Here is a 17,655-nt window from a genome sequence, read left to right as displayed (position 1 = left end):
TGGGTTTATTTATGAATTAAATATTTCTTGGCTAATCTATAAAAATCTTCGAGTTCTGACATGATCCAGGCCTCATCTTTTCCAAGCTCTGAAGCCATTAGTGCGGCTACTTTCGGTGCCATGTGCAATGCCGCCTTAGCATCCAACAACAAAATCCGACACCTTCTTGAAAGAAAATCTTCTACCTTTTGGGCCATTTCTTCGCGTACCGCCCAAATAACTTCCGCACCCGTATAAGGATAATCCTCGTGAATGGGTTTGGCCCAGTCAGGATTAGTATTCTGGAGATGTCGGATTTCTGCGGCTTCGGAGCCATATAGCTGGAGATGACCTTCCTCCAAGGTATCCGTATACCCATGCAAACGCTTATTGGCGGACTTGCTCTCTGCGACTTTCAATGAATGCACCTTGTAGTGGGCATCTACCGTGTCTTCTCCCATTTTCCGAAACGTAGTCCATTTACCTCCCGTAATGGTAATCAATTGGCTATCGGAAACGATCACTTTATGACTTCTGGAAATTTCCTTGGTCTTGGTACTGCCTTCCTTAGGTGCTGCCAGGGGCCGTAAACCGGCAAACACCGACAGCACATCGTCCCGGGTAGGGGCCTTTTCCAAATACTGTCCAGCCGTTTCCAAAATAAAAGCGATTTCGGAGGATAGTGGCTGAGGCTCCATTTTTGGCTTTTTTCGCAAGGTGTCCGTGGTGCCGACGACTAGCTTTCCCTGCCAAGGTACCGCAAAAAGAACCCTTCCGTCCGAGGTTTCCGGAATCATCAGCGCATTCGATGATCCTAAAAAAGAGCCGTCCAAAACCAAATGAACACCCTGGCTGGGCTGAATCATTTTTGGCGTTCCGGGCTGATCCAGCTGGAGTATTTTATCGGCAAAAACTCCCGTTGCATTGATCACAGTCCGAGCTTTTACCTGGTAATTTTTCTTTTCGATCACATCCCGGAAGGTCAACCCTTCGATTTTTCCGGTATCATCTTTACACAATTCGTTTACTTTGGCATAATTTACCATGCACCCTCCCATATCGTTGCAGGTGCGGGCTACCATCAAGGCTAGTCTGGCATCGTCAAACTGTCCGTCTTGGTAAACAATCCCCCCTCTCAGGCCCTTTTTGCGAATCCTGGGAAGTTTTTTTAACGTTTCTTCTTTTGATACAAAAGTAGACTTTCCCAATCGCAGGCTTCCAGCCATCCAGTCGTAAATTTTCAGGCCTATGGAATATTTCCAACGGTCGATGAACGTATATAAGGGAATCACAAACGATTGGTTAACGGTTAGATGAGGAGCATTTTTTAAAAGCCTTCCCCGTTCTTTCAAGGCTTCCAATACCAAGCCCAACTCACCTTGAGCCAAATACCTGACTCCTCCATGCACCAACTTAGTACTCCTACTGGAAGTCCCCTTGGCAAAATCCGATTTTTCCAATAACAAAACTTTTAGACCCCGGGACAAAGCATCCAATGCCACTCCTAAGCCCGAAGCTCCGCCTCCTATTATTACTAAATCCCATATTTCCGCTGCCTTAGCAGCGTTTTCTACCCTGGATAAATTATCTTTTCTTTTCATTACCTACCTTTTACCTTACTAAAGTAAGTCAAAAGGAAACAAAAAGAAACAAAAAGAAATATTTTTTTATATCTTTAATGTGAAATAGCTTCAATATGGTAATAGCGGAAAGACATAAGTACATCTTGGACAAGTTAGATCAGGTTGGATATGTGAGCGTAGCGGCCCTGAGCAAAGAAATGAATGTGACCATGGTAACGGTTCGGAAAGACCTGAAAATACTTGAGGACAAAGGGTTGCTATTCCGGTCTCATGGCAGTGCTACCCCGGTAGCACCTTATGTAAATGACAAACCTGTCTACGAAAAACAACTGGTACAAGTGGAGCAAAAGCGGGCCATTGCCAGAAAGGCAGCTGAACTGCTAAAAGAAAAAGATGCGATCATCATCGGATCGGGCACCACGGTACTCGCTTTTGCCCGTGCCCTTCCAAAAGACCTGCCCTTGACCGTACTTACGGGAGCTCTGAACGTCAGTATGACCTTATTAGACCATCCCCAGGTTGAAATTGTCCAGTTGGGCGGGGCAGTTCGAAAAAGCAGCAGCTCGGTGGTAGGTCATTTTGCCGCATCCATGATCAAGGATTTTGCCTGTAGCAAACTTTTCATCAGCGTTGACGGCATTGATTCTGAATTCGGCCTGACCACCTCCAACATGATGGAGGCCCACCTCAATCACATCATGATCGGATCGGTTCAAAAAACCATCGTTTTGGCAGACAGTAGTAAATTCGGAAAAAAGAGCTTTGGAAAGATCGCCAATATCGAGGACATTGATACCATCATTGTAGATCAGGACCTTCCCCTACACTACGTACAGGTGTTAGAAGATAAGGGCGTCGAAGTACTGATTGTCTAAGCCAAAATACTTTTATCAAGAAGGCTGTTCTCCGTTTATTTCCCCTTTAATAAACTGATCCAGTTTTCGTTGATATCCTTCCTTTTCACCTTGATAAATAGGAGTAAACCCTTTTTTTTCAGGGAAGGTTTCCATGTGTAACGTTTGAGTAGGAAAGGCGAAGCGCACTTCAAGTTTGTTAGCCAGGCGGATGGCAGCTAAAATTAAATCTTCCCTGGCCTTTAGCTCCTCGGGCCAACTTGGCACTTCAAAAAACACATAGAACATAATATCCAGGCTGTAGGCGGAAAGGTTGTTCAGATAAATATTATAAAAATCCTTTCTGGTTTTGGGATGATTCTGAACGATTTTTCGCAGCCCCTCCACAAATACTTCAACCAATTCCGGTGGCGTATCATAGGTTATCGTAATGGTGCTGTAAAATCGTCGGTAGTTACGAAGACCGTGATTATCAACCGTGGCATCTGCAATTTTGCCATTCGGAATATACATTAACGAATTTCTAAACGTCCGCACCCGGGTAGACCTAAACCCTACCTCCTCCACGGTGCCATCCACGTCACCGCTGGTGATCCAGTCTCCTACCTGAAATGGCTTGTCTACGAAAATCATAACCGATCCGAAAAAGTTCTTGATGGTATCCTGTGCTGCCAAGGCAAATGCCAGGCCTCCGATCGATAATCCGGTCAAAAATGGGACGATGTCAATTCGCAGGCCATACTTGAGTACAAACAGGGACCCAACCACAATGACAAATGCCTTCAGCGTCTTTCGTACCAATGGTACCAGCTGGTCATCCAATGTAGACCGGGTCTTCTCTGCCATCCGTTCCATGTAACCGGAAAAAACATCCACCAGCTTGTAAAAGATAACCGTCACAATAAACGGTTTTACCGCATTTAGTAAAATCGTCACCCAGGAAACGATCGAAATGGGTAGTTGGAGCACCCGAATAAAAATGGCAAGAAATAACACAATCAGGTAGATACTTACTATCCTTGCCACTGGCAACAGGTATTTCTTACCAAGCTTTCCGTAACCCGCCCTGACGAGCATAAAAAACAGTCCCCGGTCTACCAGAAAGGTAAACAGCTTATGGCTGATAAAGACCATTAGTAATAAAAAGAACAGGCCAAAGAGCTGCCAGAGATGAAGGCCAAAATAAACCTCACTGCCAAGCTTGGGTAATAAAGTCAGTAACTTATCGGTTCCATACGGATAGGTTTCCTTATGCAGCGATTTAATATTCTGAACGGTGACAGGTGAAAATAGCCAGCGATTTCCAACTTTTTCCAAATAAACAGCGGGTAGGATAATTTCGTCAAAAACGTAAATCTCCTTGCCATTTCGCACCGTATCCCGATAGTTAGGGGTATTGGGTACGTCGTTCATCTGTACGAAAACGCCATTTCCGTCAAAGACCTGTTTTAACATGACGGCCAGCGCTTCCGGATTTTGGCCTTCACTTCCTTCCATATTCAACGCCTCTGCGGAAATAGATGGATCAAAGTTTTGTTCATTCAGGTGATAAAAAAACGTGTAGGTAGTGTGATAGGGAGTGCCGAAATCATGGTTATCGGTGGTATCGGGCAGGTAGGAAATGTCGGCATCAAATACCTGCCCAAAGGAAGCAGAGGAACAAAAATAAAGCTGAGCACACAGGAAACTTAGAAGAAGTAAAAAACTTTTTTTCATAGTTGCAAAAGAAATACTTAGGGTTACAAAGGTACTATATATTCATTCATCTGGTTCATATAAACCGTCACAAGGGTATATTCGTTGCGGCTTCCGGAAAAGCGGATCCAAAGATCTCCACTTACATTAATCGGTTTCTGGTTTATAAGATCTCCCTGTTGATTATACAAATATGCAAATTCCTGCATCCTATCCAAAACCACAAAAATGGCGTTATCCGGACCAAAAGAAAAAAACCTGTAATCCAACCTATCGGAGAGGATGTCCATTTCAAAGAGTAATCTCTCCTGAGAATTCAGCACCCTAATTTTATTGTATTCCTTGATTACCCAGACAAAATTAGCCCCATTTTGATCGTTGACAAGCTCAAATTGGGTATCCCGGTCCGGTCGAAGCAGTTGATTTCGATACGTTAGTTCTCCTTTAAAATTGACTTTGACTACCTCTCCCGCATCGTTAATGGTTACCAATTTTACCTGCCCTTCTGAAATTCCTTCTTCTATCCCATAGGAAGTGGACAGGCTTTCTCCCAGTACGATTGGCCCACCCGTTTTCGATTCTCCCCTGCGATTGTACAAACCTAATCTGCCATTGGTATGCATGGACACCATAAAATCGCCCATGCCGGGAACTCTGTGGTGGGCTGGTGGAGCGGTCAACTCCCCTTGATTGGTTGTTTTGGGCTCCCATTCCGGTAATAACGCTCCCTTGCTTGAGTAAAGGAATAGGTTGCCCTCCTGATCGGACACAAAAAACCGATAATCCTTATTGTTGTCGTAGTCCAATACATTCAGGAAGTCGATATCCCTGCCCTCTTCAAAATGAATAGGAAAGCCAGGCAGCAGGTTTCCAAACCTGTCCAATGCATAAATCAAGTCTCGCGTGGCAAATACTAGCTGAAGCTTTCCATTTTTATAATAATCAATCTGAAAAACATCCGAAATAATTTCACCAGGCACTCGCTGAGAAAAAATGGTTTCCCCTTCGTTCGTAAGCAAATGAATGAAAAAGTTTTCGTCTTGAACCAAAAAATCGGTACTTCTATCATTATAATTCTGTAATCCGATAGGCCCAAAAATCAAGGGACTCTCGAAATCCGTACGCCTGCTTTCACTTAAAATAAGCCTTCTATCGCCACCCTTTTCTTCTAAATCTATTCCAAGGTTCGCCTCCATTCGTCCATCTTCAAAAATCGATATGTCCAGCCAGTCAAACGAACCAAAAACCCCGGAATACTTTTGAAATAAGACATTCCAGGAAGGATGGCTGCTACGGGTCAATATGGGGTAAAACCGATCATTGTTCAGAAAAAACTGGAAGGGAGCTGTACTTTCCCGCGCTTTCAGCATCTCATGATAGCGAATCGACTTTCCCCAGGTGTTGTCCTGATAGAGGTCTTCCAGTAAATTCCTCAGGGCCCGCAAACTATTGGAAAAAACCAGCTTGTCATCCACCACCGTAAGGTAACATTTCAAAAACCCGGTAAAATTACCGCCAAACACATGTGCTGGAAATTCTTCCATATCCAATAAAAACAGTTCTTTCCCCAGGTAGTAATCCAGGAATAATTTCGAGCTGTCGTTTTGAACCTGCGAAAGCGCAAATGATTTTAGATTATTAATGGCGCGATCCGGATTATCGGCCTGTACAATAAGCACTTGCTGGGAAAGCTCATCCAGAAGACCTTCCGAAACCAACGCCACTTTTCCAGTAATTGCCTGACGAAATTCCCGGATGACCTCATTATTCTCCAATGCTGCCTGCACGGTAGGTAAAGGCGAAAAATTATCATTGGAAATCAATTCAAAATCAGCCGGCTCGGATAATAAATAGCGTGAAACAGATACCGCCCGATTACTAATTAGCGAAGAAAAAAGCCGGGTATTACCTCCCTCTTCCTCCAAATCCACCTCGTACAAACGTCCTTTGGTGTATAACTCTCCCTTTAGAGAAATTGCTGCTCCGGAAATTTGGGGAACCAGATTTGCTGAAAAATCATTTCCAAGCAAATCGGAAGAAAACGTATCCGTACTTCCTGTAGTAAGGTCCTGAATAAAACCAGCCAATCCGTCACCAGAAACCCGCAACATACCACCTTCGGGTAGTGGGTTCTGAGGGTCAAATAAATGGGGATAGGTAGCCTTGAAATTGGCCACCCCCTCGGATTGAGCATAACGTATGGCATCTTCTACCAGAAAGGAGTGGTAGCTTCCGAGTAAAACATTATCAAAAGTGGCATAAGTAAAGCGATTATCGTCATCCCCCAGGCCGACCTCAGAAAGAGAAATGCCACTGTACGTTCTTTTTTTAACCGTCCCCCCCTGATTTTCAAATTGCTTCTCCAGATTTTTAGTAAAACGAATAAATTCCCGATTTTCGAAGGAAATCCCCACCAAAAACCCGTAAGCCTCTTTCCCAAGCGGATGTAAGGACAGCCTGAATCGCTGGTTTTTTAAGTATTGATGTAACTTTCCCTGCCTTCCGGAAACACTATCCAAAAAAATTAATTGGGATTCTAATTCCTCCAGTCCGGGCAATTGACTCAATTTTCCCCATATGGGCTTCTCCACCAGGGAATTCCAGAAGCCAACGGGATTTTCTGTTTCAAACAAAAATACAGCATTCGGCGATACCATTTCGATACCGTCCCATTGGTCTTCAAAATAGTCCGTTTTAAGGATCAAAAATACAGCGACCCCCAGGACCAGAATCACTACCACCACCAGCAGGTTTTTTAATTGGCTCACCACAGATAACGTTTATACAGAACCAAAACAACAAAAAAATCCCAACGGATGAAAGTTGGGATTTCGAAAACTGACAATGTTTATCAATTATTTTTCAGCTAATTTATCAAGGACGGACATGACTTCCTTGACATGCGTCCTGGAAACTTCCAGCAATGCTTTTTCTTCGTTATTCAGATCAAGTTCGATTACTTTTTCGACCCCATTTTTACCCAAAATCACCGGTACTCCCAGGTAACAATCGTCAATACCATATTCCCCGTCCAGTTTGATACAAACCGGGAATACCCTTTTCTGATTTTTAACGATAGATTCTACCATTTGGGCCGCTGCTGATCCAGGCGCATACCAGGCGGAAGTCCCCATCAATTTCACGAGCTCTCCGCCTCCAAATTTGGTGCGTTCAATGATGGCATCCAGTTTGTCTTTTGCAATGAGCTCGGTCACGGGAATACCCGCCACGGTAGTATACCTTGGAAGTGGAACCATGGTATCCCCATGTCCTCCCATCAAAATGGCTTGAATCTCTTTGGGAGAAATATCCAATTCCTCCGCTAAAAAGGCCCTGTACCTGGCAGTATCCAGTATTCCTGCCATTCCTATCACTTTTGTTTTGGGCTTTTTGGACGTTATGTGTGCCTGATAGGTCATGACATCCAGGGGATTGGAAACGATAATAATAACCGCTTCCGGTGAGTGCTTGATCACGTTTTCAGTAACCATTTTTACGATTCCCGCATTGGTCTCGATGAGATCGTCACGCGTCATTCCAGGTTTTCTCGGCAATCCAGAGGTAATGACAACTACATCGGACCCAGCCGTTTTGGAATAATCATTGGTACTTCCGATGGTTCTGCTGTCGTATGCGTTGATAGGAGCTTTTTGCCAGATATCCAACGCTTTTCCTTCTGCAACTCCCTCTTTGATATCCACTAAAACAATTTCCTCGGCAATCTCTCGGTAAGCTAGAACGTCTGCACAGGTTGCACCTACATTTCCAGCTCCAACTACGGTTACTTTTGTCATTATTTATAATCGGTTTAGATTGTGATTTTTCAAAATATGCGCTAAGATATTAAAGAATGCGCTTTTAATGAAGGAATATCCCGAATTATTCGAACATCTGCCCCAGGTTAAAGAACCCATAGGAATTTCGGTAAGAAGAGAATAATTGTTGATTGGTTTCGTTGTAAAAGTCAGCTAGCGCAGTCATCATCTTCGCTTCTATTTTTTGGTTATTTTTAAAAATTTCCAGGATGGCATAATTCGGTATCACCCATAAAATGGCCTCCTCGGTGCTTACGATGGCTGTGTAGATTCTTTTTGAGTCTGCCAGCATGGAATTTTCTCCAAAAGGTCTTCCTTCCTTTAGTTTGATGATGGTTTCAAAGTTGCCCCGAACGTCAATGTTTAGAGTAACCTCCCCTTTTTCCAGGATGTACAAAGCCTGACTCGGATCATTTCTGAAAAACACGACTTCATCCCTTTCGTATTTCCGTTGATGTATCGCCGGTAAAAAACGAGCTAATTCATCGAAACTGAGGTCTTGAAAAAACCTGGCTTTGCCTAAAAAATCGAATTGATTTAACTCAGAAGGACTGAATTTCTTTTTAAAAGGATTAAACATTATCATTTTTTTTTAAAATACACGACTTCTTTGGTGGCCTGAGTTATTTTAAACCGATCGTCTATTCGATGACCAATCACCCAAACAATCTCACCGGCAGAACAAAGTACCTTCACCCGGTCTTTCAAAATTAAGGGCACTTTTGTATCTATCAGAAAATCACTTACTTTTTTGAACTGCGCCATGCCCAGGGGTCTGAACTTATCTCCTTGCTCCCAGTTCCTTACCTGTAGGGGAAATTCCAGTAACTGCCTGTCTAATAGCGCATTATCGGTGGACCGGTCCAGCTGCCATCCTTCCCTAAGGTGGATAATTTCATAGCTTGTCTGATCATCGGTCCGGAATGATATCGCATGTGTCTCAACGGTCATGGATACCTCGCCGGACTGTTTTTTGCCTAAAATTAACCTTTCCCGGTCAATGTTTACCATCCAACTCCCGGAAAAAAAACATTTCCCGGAGACGGAATCGGCCATGGCTTGTACCATTTCCTTTACCTGCGCATACACAAATCCTTTTGACCGTAACCAGTAAAAGAGCAGGGAAGTCTTTCCCGGAACGCCCTCCAAACTTTTAAAATCCAGGTACTCATAGGATGAAACCTGAATTACGTGCTGCCTAAGCCATTGTTCAAAAAAATAAAAAAATGCTTTTCCGGTATCCTTGACCCTGTCAAAACTGTAATTCATGAGCTCCGGTCCTTTGGGATCAAATTTTTGCAGCAGCGGAAACAGTTCGTGCCGAATAAAATTTCTTTTGTAGATCGTTTTCAGGTTACTGCTGTCCTCTCTCCAGTGCAGCGATTTGTTTGTAAGATACGCTTGAATATCAGCTCTACTAAATGGTAAGAGGGGCCGAAGGACACAACCTCTCTTTTCGGACATACCATACAAGCCCTCTATTCCTGTCCCTCGCAATAAATTAAGCAGGATGGTTTCGAGCTGGTCATCGGCATGATGCGCCACCACCACCCCATCGGTCTGGTTATCCCGGTTCATTTGCTCAAACCAGCCGTACCTCAGTTCTCTCGCAGCCATTTGCAAGGATACGCCCTGGGCTTTCATGTAGGTCTCGGGCTCAAAAACCTTGACGTGAACCGCACAGTTCAGCTTTTGGGCCAGCTCACGGACAAAAACCTCGTCCGCATCGCTTTCTTTTCCTCTCAACTGAAAATTGCAATGAAGGAAACTAAACGTAAACCCCGCCCGATCCATCAGGTGTGCCAGTACCACACTGTCAATTCCCCCGCTAATCGCCAAAAGATATCGATTGTCGACATCTAAAATGTTATTTTCCCGTACATGTTGGATAAACCTCCTGAGCATATCCCAAAAATACCATTTTCTATTAATTTTGACCTGGAATTACAAACGAATGATACGAAACAAAATTCTTTTACTGGGGCTTTTCATCCTGATGGCATCGCTCCAGGCAAAAGGTCAGGAGGAAAAAAGCAGACTTGAAATCCTTCACGCCGAAAAACTTCAGGCAGGAAAAGGTTTTGATCGCTTACTGACAGATGTGATCATGAAGCATAAAAGCTCCCTGATCTATTGTGATTCCGCCCATTTTTACGCCCAGGATAACCTGGCCAAATTATTCGGCAGTGTCAAAATTGAAAATCAGGAAGATTCGGTAACCGTCACCAGCCTCTATGCAGAGTATGACGGAGACACCCAAATGGCCCGCCTGCGAAATGAGGTAGTCTTGGTGAATGAAGAAACAACCTTGTATACAGACTTTTTAGACTATAACAGGGAAACCGGAGTGGCCAATTATTTTAACTCAGGAATGGTCAAAGACAGTACCAATACGCTCACCAGCGTAGAAGGGATCTATGATACCCAGCAGGAAAAAATTACTTTTATGGAAAAGGTCGTTTTGGAAAATCCAGACTATACCATGAGGTCTAATATCCTCTTTTACTATACGCAGACAAAGATTGCCGAAACCGAAAAACTCACCAATATACTTTCGAAAGAAGGAAATAAATTAAATGCCCAAAGGGGTAGTTTTTACGATACCCAAAATAAAATTTTCAGGTTTTACGATGGGGATGTGGAGTCCGATAATAGCATCGTCTCCGGGGAAATCCTATACTTCGACGAAAGTGAGCAGTATTACGAGGCAAGGGAAAACGTGAGTATTTTTAACAAGGAAAGGAACGTGGAGGTATTCGGTGAAGAGGGTCGGTACTGGGAAGAACGCCAATATTCCAAAGTGTATGGAAAAGCACTGGTCCGCAAATATTTTGAAGCCGACACACTCTTTATGATCGCTGACACCTTGATCTCCCAGGACAGTGAAGCCCCTGAGGACAGATTCACGCTGGCTTTTCCCAATATGCGTATGATCAAGTCAGAACTTGCCGGACGGGCAGACTCGATGGCCTACCAATATGCGGACTCCACCGTTTATCTTTTCTCAGACCCGGTATTGTGGAGTAATAAGAGTCAAATCACAGCAGACAGTATCCGGTTTATTATAGCAAATCAGGAAATTGACCAGGCACTATTGGTAGACAATGCGTTTGCGATTACCCGGGATACGGTAGCTAATTTTAACCAAATAAAAGGGAGAAAAATGACAGGGTATTTTGTAGAGGGGGATATGGATTTATTGGACGTGGAAGGAAATGGCGAATCCTTGTATTTTGCGCTGGAAAACGATACCACTTTTAAGGGGCTGAATAAATTGCTTTGTGGCCGTATCATCATGGAGTTTCAGGAAGGAAACGTTTCCAGAATCAGTCATTCGATAAAACCTGAAGCCTCCTTTACGCCCCCCCACCTCATAGAAGAGGACCAGACCCAATTGAAGGGTTTTACCTGGCGATCCGAGGAAAGGCCTGATCGGAAGGCCATTGACGACTGGAGAACTCCCCGGAGAAGGGAAAAAAACAGGTATAGTTTTTTTGACGAGCCTAACGTGAGCATACCCCTACCTTCCGATGATGAAATACAAAAACGTATAGATAATTAATATTATTTATCTGTTAAGTGACATTTTTTTGAAAAGCCGGTACTTTAAAAACCATTTTCTAACGGTAGACAAGAATAAAAATTTTATCAAGGTTAACATTTTTTAACCGGAAAATGGGTGAAAAGTGGAACCAATTTGGTATTTTTATCCGTATATACTAGTAACGAAACAAAACCGCAGTCATTATTGAATTAAACTTTACATGAAAATTTTTCTCGCCCTTTTAATCACTTTTACCTTGTACGCTCAGCTACCTGCTGAGGCGAGACAAGTGCGTGTATTGAGTGAGAAAGTAGAGTTTAATGGTAAAGTAAATACAACACAGCGAAAATCCGTGATTATTCAAAATGAATCTGAGGAAACCGCTTCCTATTATTTAAGATATCTCCGCGGAAATATTGGCTCCTCTCAAAACATCCTGGTCTGTTTGGGAGAGACCTGTTTCGACCCCCGGGAAGATCTTTCTCAGATAAAACTCGACCTGGAACCCGGAGAAATCTACACAGACCTTTACATTGAATTTGAATTGGGGATTACACCTACCAAAGGTACATTTGATTTGCAATTTTTTAACCGTACCAATTCACGCGATGCTTTTGTAATCGAAAGCGTGTATAATGTGACTGGGGACAATCCTTCTGAGCAGGTTAGTCACAAGGACGTGGACATGGGAAGCATTTATCCAAACCCCAGTGTTCGGTCAGCCCAACTGGATTACAAAATAAAAAACCCCAACGCTAACGTAAGGGTCGTTATTAACAGTTTCATAGGAAATCCGATTTATGATTTCAGTCTGGATCCCGTTCAGGAAACCCTGGTAATACCCGTAACGGAATTGAATCCCGGCACCTATTTTTACACCCTGATCGTTGACAATAAAAATATTGTCACCAAAAAACTCTACGTCAAAAGGTAGGTTTATCCGGGATTGGATAAACGACCTTGATAACCAATTATTAATCCCTTATATTTGCAGGCTAGATGAAGAAAACAACCCTATTATATATTAATATTCTATTGCTATCCACGGTAGTATTGTCCGGGTGTGGCGAATTTTACAAATTAGAAAAAAGCACCAATTGGGACGAGCTGTACGAAGCAGCAAACCGCTACTACGATGAAGGGGAGTATAATAAGTCCATCATTCTCTATGACAGGGTGCTTCCGGTAATCAAGGGTAGTGGAAAAGCGGAATTGGCGGAATTTAATTATGCCTATGCGCATTTCAGGACCAAGCGATTCATTGAATCTGCGGGTTATTTTAAAACCTTTTTTGATACGTATAACCGGTCCCCTTTAGCGGAGGAAGCCCTCTTTATGCATGCCTATTCGTTGTACCTCGATTCTCCGGATTACAACCTGGACCAGAGGAGTTCAAGAGAAGCGGTAAATGCCATCCAATTATTCATGAATCGCTATCCGGATTCCGACTCGTACGAAAGAGCCATATCCATGATTGATGATCTCCAGAAAAGGTTTGAGGAAAAAGCCTACGAAGAATCCCGGATGTATTACCGGCTGACCGAGGGGCTCTTTCCCGGGGAATTTTACCGGGCGTGTATCATTAACTTTCAGAATTTTGCCAAGGATTATCCAGACAGCGAATACAATGAGGAATTGGCCTTCAAATTGGTCGAGGTGAGCAATGCCTATGCGGAAAGAAGTGTCTTCGATAAAAAGGAAGAACGTCTAAAACAATCCATAGAATTTGCACAGGATTTTGCGCAGAAGTACCCAGACAGCAGTTTTGACAGAAAAGTCAAAAACCTCATGAGTGAATCCGAAACTGAATTGGAGACGCACTACAGGTTAAAAGAGCAATATGAATCCCGTTCTGCAGAGGCCAGAAGGTTACGCGAAGAGGAAGAAAGGAATCAGAAGGCAACAGAGGCATTACGAAACACAGAAAATTAATCAAATAAACTATCATGGCAGTTAATCCGTCAATCGTTACCAGAGACCTGGATAAAGTAGCCGAAAAATCAGGCAATCTTTACGAATCCATATTTGTGATTTCACAAAGGGCAAAGCAAATTTCTTCCACAATGAAGGAGGAGTTAAACAACAAACTTTCCGAGTTTGCTTCCACTGTGGATAACCTGGAAGAGGTGTTTGAAAACAAGGAACAAATAGAAATTTCCAAGTTCTATGAAAGGATGCCCAAACCCAGTACCATGGCGATGGAAGAATTCATGGAAGACAAGGTTATGTTCAGGTATCCGGAAGAAGAAACAGAATCCTAAATGCCACTATCAGGCAAGCGAATTCTATTAGGGGTAACCGGGGGGATTGCGGCCTATAAATCGGCGCATCTGATTCGGTTATTGATCAAAGAAGGGGCAGAAGTCAAGGTCATTATGACGACTTCTGCCCTTTCTTTTATCGCTCCATTAACTTTGGCCACCCTATCGAAAGGACCGGTATATCATGCGTTTTTCGATAAAAATACGGGAGAATGGACCAACCACGTTGAACTGGGTAACTGGGCTGATTTGATGGTGATTGCTCCCTTGTCGGCCAATACCCTGGCAAAGATGGCCGTCGGTCAAAGCGATAATTTGCTTCTCTGCACCTATCTTTCCTGTACTTGCCCGGTATTGGTGGCACCGGCTATGGACCTGGACATGTACCGCCATCCAGCCGTTCTACAAAACCTTGCTACCCTACGACAGCAGGGCATTGAGGTAATGGAGGCGGCTACCGGGGAATTGGCCAGTGGCCTCAGTGGACAAGGACGTATGCCCGAGCCCGAAGACATTCTCTCAGCCGTTTCTACCTTTTTTCATCCAACCAGTAGTTCTTTAAAGGGGAAAAAAATAATGATCACCGCCGGACCAACCCGTGAAGCGATGGATCCGGTCCGCTACATTAGCAACCTTTCCAGCGGAAAAATGGGTATTTCTCTTGCAGAGAAAGCAGCCGAACGAGGCGCCCAGGTGACCCTTATTTTGGGACCAAGCTCCCTGAATGCCAAGCATCCGTCTATACAAACGATCCCAGTGTCCACTGCGATAGAAATGTATGAGGAAGCAAAAAAAAACCACCCACAATCAGAGATCGCCATTTTCACGGCAGCCGTGTCGGATTACCGCCCGGAAAGCCCTTCACCCGAAAAAATCAAAAAAAAGGACGATAAGCTACGCCTTACGCTGGTAAAAAACCCCGACATTGCCCGGAATCTGGGACAGGAAAAAAAATCCGGACAGATCCATGTGGGCTTTGCTTTGGAAACAGACGAAGGCTCCGAAAGTGCCAGCAATAAACTGCAAACCAAAAATTTCGATTTTATCGTATTGAACTCCCTACTGGATCCGGAAGCCGGGTTTCAGAAAGACACCAACCAGGTGACCTTCATCGATATAAAGGGGAAAAGCCAGAAATCTCCGATATTGAGAAAAGAGGAGTTGGCCTCCGTGATTCTCGACAAAATAGAAGTCTTTTATCAGGCAACAGATCCATCGGAAAACCGTTAGATAAGGTGTGCTTTAAAACGAAAAAAATGTTCCGTTACCTCGTTCTTTTTGGTCTATTGGTACTGGTTTCCCTGCCGCAAACTGGAATCTCTCAACAGTTGAATTTCACCGTTACAATTAACAGTGAGCGGGCCAGGACTCAGGATAGGGATATATTTGAGCAAATGAAATCTTCCTTTGAGCAATTTTTAAATGGTCGGAATTGGACGGACGATGAATTTAAGCAGGAAGAAAGGATCAAGGGAAATTTACTGATAACGATCAATGACATGCCCCAGGTAGGACTTTTTACGGCCACTGTGCAGATCCAAACCGTCCGTCCCGTCTATGGTTCCAACTACGAGAGCCTGATGTTGAATTTTGCCGATCGAAATTGGACCTTTGAATACGTAGATTCTCAGCCATTGGAGTTTAATCAATATTCATTTTTAAACAACATCACCTCCCTGTTGGCTTACTATGCTTACATTGCTATTGGGATGGACTATGACTCTTTTGCTCCCAGAGGTGGTGATCCCTATTTCGAAACAGCCAATAACATTGTATCCAATGCGCAGCAGTCTTCCAGGCCCGGCTGGAACCAAAACCCCTCGGACAAAAGAAACCGATACTGGCTTTCCAATGAATTGTATAGCTCACAGGTGATGGTTCCCGTACGTGATGCCTATTACCTGTATCACCGAAAAGGCTTGGATTTTTTGACCACAAAACCGGAAGAAGGTTTTGCAAACATCCTGGAGGCCATCAAATTGGTAGAAGAAGCGAATCAGGCGCAGCCCAATAGCATCCTCACAATCAGCTTTATGGATGCAAAGTCAGACGAGATAAGCAAACTCTTAAAGACTGCTCCTGATGCAATAAAACAAGAGGCGGTGGAGGTTTTGCTAAAAGTAGACCCGAACAACGCCCGAAAATACAACGACATTTTGAAAGGATAATCCTGTTTTTTTGGTTAATTTTGGTTTCCTGAACGAAACCAAAGCACCATGTTGACCAACCTAAGCATAACAAACTATGCTTTGATAGAGAAATTGGAAATGAATCCTTGCCCGGGATTGAATATGATTACCGGGGAAACGGGTGCTGGCAAGTCCATCATGCTGGGCGCTGTCGGTTTACTTTTAGGGAACAGGGCCGACACGAAATCACTTTTTGACGAAACCAAAAAATGCGTCATAGAAGGTGTCATAGCCATCCAGAATTACGGCCTGCAATCCTTTTTTGAAGAGGAAGCACTCGATTACGAGCAAGCTTGCATTATCAGAAGGGAAATCAGCCCATCCGGAAAATCCCGGGCTTTTGTCAATGACACGCCCGTAAAACTAGACACGCTTAAAGTCCTGGGGAAAATCCTGATGGACATTCACTCCCAGCATGAAAACCTACTTCTCGGTGCTTCTGCCTACCAATTGTCGCTAATAGATGCCTTTGCTGACAGCAAAAAGGAAAGACAACTTTTTAAAGAGAAGTTTGAAACGTTTCAGATCCTGAACCGACAAGTTCGGGAGCTGGAGCAAGAAAAAACAAACCTGCAACAAGAAGCCGATTATAATCAGTTTCAACTGGAGGAATTATCCTCCCTAAACCTGGAAAAGGGGGAACAGCGCCAATTGGAAGCTGAAGAGGAAATCCTGAACCACGCCGAGGAGATCAAAGCCAGAGCCATTGAAGCACTGGGCTTATTGGACAATGAAGAGTTGGGAGCCTTTCAACGGCTGGGGTCTGCTAAACAGCACTTTCAATACCTGAGCCGGTTTGGAAAGTCTTTCGAAGAATTGTCTCAACGATTTAATAGTATCCTGATCGAACTGAAAGATATCGTGGAAAGCCTTTCTGCAGAGGAGGAAAGTATGGAAGTGGATCTGGAAAAATCCGAGTGGATCCGGGATCGGCTGAGTAAAATCTATCAACTCCAAAAAAAACACGGTGTTCAAACTGATAGCGAGCTGCTCGAATTGGCTTCTGTGCTGGCAGACAAGGTATTTCGGGCGGATCATTTGGAAGAGGAGCTAATCCGGAAAAAGGCGGAATTAGAATTGGCAGAGAAAGAACTACAGTCAGCTGGCAGCCAACTTTCCAAAAAGAGAATCTCCATTTTCGGAAGTTTTAGTAAAGAAATTCAAGCACTTCTATCCCAGCTAGGTATGGAAAACGCAAAAATCGAAATCCAGCGAAATCAGATACCAGCTACTGCTTCGGGGATAGACGAGATTGACATTTTATTTTCCGCCAATAAAGGGATTGCAACCCAAGCCATAGGGCAGGTAGCTTCCGGTGGAGAATTTTCGCGGTTAATGTTCGCCATAAAATACGTTATGGCAGATAAAATGGCCTTGCCTACCTTGATTTTCGATGAAATAGACTCGGGTATCTCTGGGGAAGTGGCTTTGCAGATGGTGCGAATGATGCAAAAAATAGCTGAAAACCATCAGGTTATCTGCATCAGCCACCTCCCTCAGGTAGCAGCCAAAGGCGAAAAACACTATTTTGTGTTTAAGGATAACAGTGCCAAAAAGACCGTCAGCAAGATTAAGCTGCTAACTGAAGAGGAACGGCTCCTGGAAATCGCCAAAATGATATCCGGATCTAACCCTTCTGCCTCCGCTTATGAGAGTGCCAGAGAATTATTGGCTAATTAGCAGCTATTATTCGCTGTATTGATTAAAAACACAAAAAGTTTCAACTATATTTAAT

The 17,655-nt window shown here is 43.7% G+C and carries 14 protein-coding genes; 8 read left to right on the top strand and 6 right to left on the bottom strand.

Features of this window, described 5'->3' with window-relative positions:
* Positions 1–5: 5 nt before the first annotated feature.
* Entirely contained in the window at positions 6–1,580 is a 1,575-nt protein-coding gene (locus GJQ68_RS20025; protein ID WP_162419052.1) for a glycerol-3-phosphate dehydrogenase/oxidase, read from the bottom strand.
* Between the two features lie 95 nt (positions 1,581–1,675).
* On the opposite strand from GJQ68_RS20025, the gene GJQ68_RS20020 reads away from it, so the two are divergent.
* The gene (locus tag GJQ68_RS20020; RefSeq protein ID WP_162419051.1) at positions 1,676–2,437 is read left to right on the top strand and encodes a DeoR/GlpR family DNA-binding transcription regulator; all 762 of its coding nucleotides are present in this window, start codon (positions 1,676–1,678) and stop codon (positions 2,435–2,437) included.
* 15 nt (positions 2,438–2,452) lie between these two features.
* Here GJQ68_RS20020 and GJQ68_RS20015 read toward each other — a convergent pair whose 3' ends face one another.
* The 5 genes from GJQ68_RS20015 to tilS all read right to left on the bottom strand — a co-directional run bounded on the left by GJQ68_RS20015 (position 2,453) and on the right by tilS (position 9,831).
* Entirely contained in the window at positions 2,453–4,132 is a 1,680-nt protein-coding gene (locus GJQ68_RS20015; RefSeq protein WP_162419050.1) for a mechanosensitive ion channel family protein, read from the bottom strand.
* 23 nt (positions 4,133–4,155) lie between these two features.
* Complete coding sequence (locus tag GJQ68_RS20010) at positions 4,156–6,879, bottom strand: hypothetical protein (RefSeq protein WP_162419049.1); 2,724 nt, start codon at positions 6,877–6,879, stop codon at positions 4,156–4,158.
* 87 nt (positions 6,880–6,966) lie between these two features.
* Positions 6,967–7,905 (bottom strand): malate dehydrogenase, encoded by a 939-nt coding sequence (mdh, locus tag GJQ68_RS20005; RefSeq protein WP_162419048.1) that lies wholly within the window; start codon positions 7,903–7,905, stop codon positions 6,967–6,969.
* A gap of 85 nt (positions 7,906–7,990) precedes the next feature.
* On the bottom strand, positions 7,991–8,506 hold the full coding sequence (locus tag GJQ68_RS20000; RefSeq protein ID WP_162419047.1) for a Crp/Fnr family transcriptional regulator: 516 nt from the start codon (positions 8,504–8,506) through the stop codon (positions 7,991–7,993).
* A 2-nt stretch (positions 8,507–8,508) separates the two neighbouring features.
* The gene (tilS, locus tag GJQ68_RS19995; RefSeq protein ID WP_162419046.1) at positions 8,509–9,831 is read right to left on the bottom strand and encodes a tRNA lysidine(34) synthetase TilS; all 1,323 of its coding nucleotides are present in this window, start codon (positions 9,829–9,831) and stop codon (positions 8,509–8,511) included.
* Between the two features lie 49 nt (positions 9,832–9,880).
* Between tilS and GJQ68_RS19990 the strand changes: the two genes are divergently transcribed.
* From GJQ68_RS19990 to recN, 7 genes are all read left to right on the top strand, one after another.
* Entirely contained in the window at positions 9,881–11,488 is a 1,608-nt protein-coding gene (locus GJQ68_RS19990) for an OstA-like protein (protein ID WP_162419045.1), read from the top strand.
* Positions 11,489–11,690: 202 nt separating this feature from the next.
* Positions 11,691–12,404, top strand: a complete 714-nt coding sequence (locus GJQ68_RS19985) for a T9SS type A sorting domain-containing protein (RefSeq protein WP_162419044.1) — start codon at positions 11,691–11,693, stop codon at positions 12,402–12,404.
* Positions 12,405–12,469: 65 nt separating this feature from the next.
* Positions 12,470–13,402: an outer membrane protein assembly factor BamD gene (locus GJQ68_RS19980; RefSeq protein WP_162419043.1), complete on the top strand. Its 933-nt coding sequence runs from the start codon at positions 12,470–12,472 to the stop codon at positions 13,400–13,402.
* 14 nt (positions 13,403–13,416) lie between these two features.
* Positions 13,417–13,731: a DNA-directed RNA polymerase subunit omega gene (locus GJQ68_RS19975; protein WP_162419042.1), complete on the top strand. Its 315-nt coding sequence runs from the start codon at positions 13,417–13,419 to the stop codon at positions 13,729–13,731.
* A complete protein-coding gene (gene coaBC / locus GJQ68_RS19970) occupies positions 13,732–14,961 on the top strand; it encodes a bifunctional phosphopantothenoylcysteine decarboxylase/phosphopantothenate--cysteine ligase CoaBC (RefSeq protein ID WP_162419041.1) in 1,230 nt (409 codons plus the stop codon).
* Positions 14,962–14,987: 26 nt separating this feature from the next.
* Positions 14,988–15,899 (top strand): type IX secretion system protein PorD, encoded by a 912-nt coding sequence (gene porD, locus GJQ68_RS19965; RefSeq protein ID WP_162419040.1) that lies wholly within the window; start codon positions 14,988–14,990, stop codon positions 15,897–15,899.
* A 48-nt stretch (positions 15,900–15,947) separates the two neighbouring features.
* The gene (recN, locus tag GJQ68_RS19960) at positions 15,948–17,600 is read left to right on the top strand and encodes a DNA repair protein RecN (protein WP_162419039.1); all 1,653 of its coding nucleotides are present in this window, start codon (positions 15,948–15,950) and stop codon (positions 17,598–17,600) included.
* Positions 17,601–17,655 lie beyond the last annotated feature (55 nt).

The organism is Cyclobacterium roseum, from assembly GCF_010119225.1.
GTDB lineage: Bacteria > Bacteroidota > Bacteroidia > Cytophagales > Cyclobacteriaceae > Cyclobacterium > Cyclobacterium roseum.
Note: the sequence above shows the minus strand (reverse complement) of the source record. Positions and strands in the feature narration are given on the sequence as shown.